General features: G+C 43.2%; 4 protein-coding genes. All 4 read left to right on the top strand.

Annotated features, from left to right (window positions below; translation table 11 throughout):
* The coding region (locus HP456_RS20605) for a cytochrome c biogenesis ResB family protein (RefSeq protein ID WP_172254606.1) at window positions 1-1,087 on the top strand (1,087 nt) is incomplete at its 5' end.
* Window positions 1,080-2,255, top strand: coding sequence for a c-type cytochrome biogenesis protein CcsB (gene ccsB, locus HP456_RS20600; RefSeq protein ID WP_172254607.1), 1,176 nt, complete (start codon window positions 1,080-1,082; stop codon window positions 2,253-2,255). The genes HP456_RS20605 and ccsB, both read left to right, overlap by 8 nt.
* Before the next feature lie 113 nt (window positions 2,256-2,368).
* The gene (locus HP456_RS20595; protein ID WP_172254605.1) at window positions 2,369-3,085 is read left to right on the top strand and encodes a response regulator transcription factor; all 717 of its coding nucleotides are present in this window, start codon (window positions 2,369-2,371) and stop codon (window positions 3,083-3,085) included.
* Window positions 3,082-4,180: HAMP domain-containing protein (locus tag HP456_RS20590; RefSeq protein ID WP_172254604.1), on the top strand; the 1,099-nt coding region annotated here is incomplete at its 3' end. The genes HP456_RS20595 and HP456_RS20590, both read left to right, overlap by 4 nt.

The following is a 4,180-nucleotide window of genomic DNA, read 5'->3' as shown; positions in this document are numbered from 1 at the left end:
GAAGAAGTACAAGATTCGTGAAGAAAATGGAAACATCCTTGCTGAGAAAAATCGTTTTTCCAGATGGGGCCCTTATGTCAATCACGTTGGGCTGATCATCTTCCTGATTGGTGGAATGCTCCGGTTCGTCCCAGGTATGTACATCGATGAAACCGTATGGATACGTGAAGGTGAGAAGAAAGCCGTTCCAGGCACCAAAGATGAGTATTATATCGAGAATAAAAATTTCACTCTTGAGAATTACGGAAATGAAGACAAAGAGGTATTTCAGCAAACAATCGACCGGGTAGGAAACATCGCAAAAAATTATCAATCAGATGTTGTGTTATATAAAGAGTCCGGAGAAACACTGCCGGGTGAAAAAGCTGAATTGAACCTGGAAAAAGAGGATTCGATAAAAGTAAACCATCCTCTGAAATTCGAGAACTTTGCTGTTTATCAGACCAGCTACAAATTGGATGAATTCAAGTCCATGTCTTTTGCGTTTGATAACAAGGAAAGCGGAAAGACATTCGGGGAGTTCACCGTCGATTTATTCGATCCCCAAGACAAATATGATTTCGGTAATGGATACAGTATCGAGTTAATGGGGTATTACCCCAACTTTACAGGCTTCGATGAAAGCGGGGAGCCTGTTTCGGATAAACCTGTTCCTGATAACCCCGCCTTTTTGTTTAAAATGTTCTCACCTGAAAAACCCGAAGGTGAAATCAGTTTTGTTGGGATTAGAAAAAATCTCGAACCGCTTGGTGAGAATGAGTATAAGCTCTCTTTTGCTGGTGTGGAAACCCGTGACGTATCGGCATTGACCGTTCATAAGGATCTTACCTTGTGGATCATTGCACTTGGAGGAGCTATATTTATGATAGGAGTTGTTCAAGGCGCATACTGGCATCATCGCAGAATGTGGTTCAGAAGAAGCGGAGATAGTAGTTTAATAGTAGCCGGACATACAAATAAAGGCTGGTTCGGGTTGAAAAATGAGCTTAAAGGGATTCTTGACGGTACGGATATCGAAATGCCTGAGGATCAGCAAGAAAAGGAAGAGGTAAGGAGGAACAAGGATGACAGCGACATCGATGGCTGAATGGAGCAGTAATTTACTCTATATTGCTTTTATCATGTATTTAGTTGCAACATTGTTTCTTGGCGGAAGCATCCGTCAAAAGAATACGACAGAAACCAATCAGAGCAAATGGGGATTTATCGGTATTGTGCTCACCATAATCGGGTTCGCGGCTCAACTCGGATTTTTCTTCTTGAGATGGGCAGTGGCCGGGCATGCACCAGTAAGTAATCTGTTTGAATACACGACCTTCTTCGGTATGACACTGGTAGGGGCCTTTATCATCATTTACTTTATTTACCGAAAAACGATTCTCGGTGTAGTGGCCTTGCCCATTGCACTGTTGATCATCGCGTATGCCAGCATGTTCCCTAGAGATATCAATCCGCTGATACCGGCACTTCAAAGTGACTGGTTGAAGATTCATGTAACGACAGTAGCTGCCGGTGAGGCAATTCTCGCAATCAGCTTTGTTGCAGGATTGATTTATTTATTGAAATCTGTTGATCATACTAAAGGGAGCAGGCAGTCTTTCTGGCTTGAGGCAGTCATGTATGGAATTATCGTGGTTCTCGGCTTTATAGTGGCATCTACAGGATTTACTTTATCGAATTATGAAGCAACGTTTAACTATGTTAACCAGCAAGGACAGGAAGCAGTATCAGAGTATACCCTTCCAGCAATTGTCGGTCCAAATGAAGGTGAGCTGGTAACGAAAGACGTCATGCAGCCATGGGCTGAAATGCCGGGTCTGATCAATGCCAAGAAATTGAACACTGTCATTTGGTCCTTTATCATAGGAACCGTTTTATACGCGTTATTGCGTCTGGTGTTCAGAAAGCGCATAGCAGCCAAGCTTCAGCCTGCTGTTAAAAGTGTCAATCTGGATTTGATGGACGAAATCGGCTATCGATCTGTCCTCATCGGTTTCCCGGTATTTACATTGGGCGGATTGATCTTTGCTATGATCTGGGCACAAATCGCCTGGACCAGATTCTGGGGCTGGGACCCTAAAGAAGTATGGGCGCTTATCACATTCTTGTTCTATGCCGCTTTCCTGCACCTGCGGCTTTCTAAGGGATGGCATGGGGAAAAGTCAGCGTGGCTGGCCGTTATCGGATTTGTCATTATCATGTTTAACCTCGTGGCAGTAAACCTTATCATCGCAGGATTACATTCATATGCATAAAACATGTAACCCTGAGAGGCTGACGAAAACGGGAATCAAATTCTCTTTGAGTCAGCTTCTTTTTTCAATTACAATAAAGTAAGGACACTAGTACATATAAGGAGGATTTACCCGTGGGAGAAAGCATTCGCATTTTGGTTGTAGATGATGAAGACCGTATTCGGCGATTACTGAAGATGTACTTGGAGAGAGAAAACTATCTCATCGATGAAGCAGAAAATGGTGAAGAAGCTTTAGAAAAAGCATTAGACAATGACTATGATTGTATATTGTTAGATATAATGATGCCGGGTATGGATGGTGTCGAAGTGTGCAAACAACTCCGGGAGACCAAATCGACCCCTGTGATCATGCTCACAGCAAAAGGTGAAGAAGTGAACAGGGTGCAGGGCTTTGAGGTGGGAACAGACGATTATATCGTGAAACCTTTTTCCCCAAGAGAAGTGGTGTTGAGAGTGAAAGCGCTGCTTAGGCGTTCTTCTAAATCAAATTACATACAGACAGCGACAAAGGCGAAAGATTTGATTGTTTACCCTCACCTGACGATCGATAACGATGCACACCGTGTAACTGCAGATGGAGTGGATGTTAACTTGACGCCGAAGGAATATGAACTTCTTTATTTCCTTGCGAAAGCACCGGATAAGGTTTTCGATCGTGAACACCTCCTGAAGGAAGTATGGCATTATGAGTTCTTTGGGGACTTGAGGACTGTAGACACTCATGTGAAACGGTTAAGGGAAAAGCTGAATAAAGTATCTGAAATGGCTGCAAAAATGATCGTCACAGTATGGGGAGTGGGGTATAAATTCGAGGTTACGAATGAATGAGACTTTGGCGTAGTGTAGTTGGAAAACTATGGGTTACCATCTTGCTGCTGGTCTCATTTGTTCTATTTATATTAACAATTTTGTTGTTGGAGTTTTTCCAAAACTATCATGTTGATGAAGTCAGAAATGAGTTAACGAATACAGCAGAAAAAGTAGCAAGGGTCGTTGAAAACCATAAGGATTTGGACTTAGGCATGGAACTTGGAAAAGAAATTATTGACGAGCCTGTTAATATCCTCATTGTTCTCGACAACGACAAAACCGTATATTCCCATGATTCACAAGGAAGTCACCGCGAGATCCATCATTTAATCATGAACGATGAAAGTCTTCAGAAAGTCAGTGCAGAAAAAACGGTAAACAAAGAATTCGAGTTGTCTTCCGACTCTTCGTCAAACAGATATGAAAATATCATTGTGGTCGGGACACCTATGCATATTGATGAAGGGGATGGAGCAGTGTTTTTATATCAATCACTTGGAGTGATTAAAGACACTACCCGGCAGACGACAAAATTAATCCTTCTTGCTGCGGGGATTGCCATCATCTTGACGACGATCTTTGCGTTTTTCCTTTCGACCCGTATTACCGCCCCTTTAAGAAAAATGAGGGAAGCAGCCTTCGAGGTGGCAAAAGGGAAGTTCGATACGAAGGTGCCGATCCTGACGAAGGATGAAATAGGAGAACTTGCTACCGGGTTCAATCAGATGGGGAGACAGCTAAAGTTTCATATCAACGCACTCAGTCAGGAGAAAGAACAGCTTTCAAGCATTTTAAGCAGTATGGCGGACGGTGTTATCACGTTTAACAGGGATGGGACGATCCTGATTACAAATCCACCGGCAGACCGGTTCCTGCAGCAATGGTATTACGAAAAAAGTGACCAGAGTGATGAGCCTATACCAACTTCGGTTAGGGAACTTCTTCAGAATGTAGTGGTTACGGAGACGGAGCAGACAGGAGAAATCACCCTTCAGGGAAGGTCTTATGTCGTGATTGTCAGCCCGCTGTACAACAACAATACCATCAGGGGGGCGGTTGTTGTCGTCCGCGATATGACAGAAGAAAGAAGGCTGGATAAGCTTCGTAAGGACT

It is taken from the genome of Bacillus haikouensis, from assembly GCF_013179555.1.
Classification (GTDB): Bacteria; Bacillota; Bacilli; order Bacillales; family Bacillaceae_B; genus Rossellomorea; species Rossellomorea haikouensis_A.
The sequence above is the reverse complement of the archived record's forward strand: the minus strand, read 5'-3'. Positions and strand labels throughout refer to the sequence as shown.